Here is a 1,537-nt window from a genome sequence, read left to right on the forward strand (position 1 = left end):
TGGATTCCTTCTTCCTTTTTTATCATTCTGTCCAGAATTACGAGTTTGTTGACTTCACTAAAATGATACTGCTCCAAATGGCCAGTGTCGAATCTTGATCAGAACTCGTTCCGATACGTATATGCATGAATGGGTTCCCTTTCCCTTTCCCTTTCCCTTTCCCATTTAAACCCGTGTCAAAAAATGAAGCTATGTCACTTTGGGCAAGGTTATCGTGACTGTTGTCCCGACCGCTACCTTGCTATTTACTTCGATTGTGCCACCATGATCTTGAATGATTTTTTGGCTCACCATGAATCCTAACCCGATACCATTTGATTTGGTCGAAACGAAGGGTTGTCCTAATCTCAAAAGTGTGTCAGACTGTATCCCCTCCCCCTCATCCGCAAACGTGACGACAACCCGATCACATGAACCAACAAGCGAGATCTGGAGATTACCTCCTGATTTCATGGATTCGATCGCATTTTTCATCATATTGATGAATACCTGTTTCAACTGATTGGAATCACAGTATACAAACAATTCATCTTCCTCAAAGTCTGCCAACAAGCAAACATTGCAGAGCAATGCTTGCGCACAAAGTAAAACCATGACCTCTTCTAAAACTTGTTTTAACAGATGTACTCTAAACTCGATAGCCTGCGGTTTGGCCAGCATCAACATCTCATGAAGGATCATTTCGATACGCTGCAACTCCGATTGAATGATCTCGGAATATTTTCCACCATTCTCATCCGTGAGCAACTGCATAAACCCTTTAAGGGATGTCAAAGGATTCCGAATCTCGTGAGCGAGACCTGCAGCCAATTGTCCAACTGCAGAGAGTGTCTCCGAGCGAACCATCGTATCCTCTGCCAACTTTCGCGACGTTATATCCTGCACGATTCCAAAGAGACGTAGAGGGGTTCCCTTTGAATCACAAAGCTTCATTGCAATCGAGTGCACCACATGAATGCTTTGATTCGCATGAACCAAACGAAACTCAATATCCATGAACTCTTCGGGTAGGGAAAATTTTTCCTTCACGAATGCAGAATCCTCTGGATGAATGAACGAATAGATTTCCTCTTCTGTCGGAGTTGAATCGTCTTGCGAAATCCCCCAAATTCGATACATTTCATTGGACCAAAACAGTTCTCCACTCTGCAGATCCTTATCCCAATAACCCAGTCCCGCGATCTTCTGCGCGAGTTTCAATCCTTCTTTACTGCGTCTCAAATCCGACTCAATGATTTTGCGTTCTGTGATATCTCGACCAATGCCAATGACACCTTTGATGGATCCGTCCGTATCTCTCTGAATCGAGCAAACCGTTTCAATCCAAATATAATATCCCGCTTTATGTCTTCATGAGTTATGCAGTTGTCCCCAATAATTGGGTATTGGTAGGTTCAAACCATCTCATTTCCATGAGTTATGCAGTTGTCCCCAATAATTGGGTATTGGTAGGTTCAAACCTCATTTCCAGTTTCGTTGGCCAAAAATCGCGTATAAGTCTTGCAAATTTCTTTGCGGGTGTGTCAAGATCAATCAT

1 protein-coding gene and 1 pseudogene are annotated in these 1,537 nt (G+C 43.1%); both read right to left on the reverse strand.

Annotation, left to right across the window (positions count from 1 at the left end; all coding sequences use genetic code 11):
* Window positions 1–189: 189 nt before the first annotated feature.
* The gene (locus ATW55_RS07090; RefSeq protein WP_067714741.1) at window positions 190–1,221 is read right to left on the reverse strand and encodes an ATP-binding protein; all 1,032 of its coding nucleotides are present in this window, start codon (window positions 1,219–1,221) and stop codon (window positions 190–192) included.
* 15 nt (window positions 1,222–1,236) lie between these two features.
* Window positions 1,237–1,335, reverse strand: a pseudogene (locus ATW55_RS17185) (PAS domain S-box protein); the annotation flags it as partial.
* Window positions 1,336–1,537 lie beyond the last annotated feature (202 nt).

Origin of the sequence: Ferroacidibacillus organovorans (assembly GCF_001516615.1) — a bacterium.
Classification (GTDB): Bacteria; Bacillota; Bacilli; order Alicyclobacillales; family SLC66; genus Ferroacidibacillus; species Ferroacidibacillus ferrooxidans_B.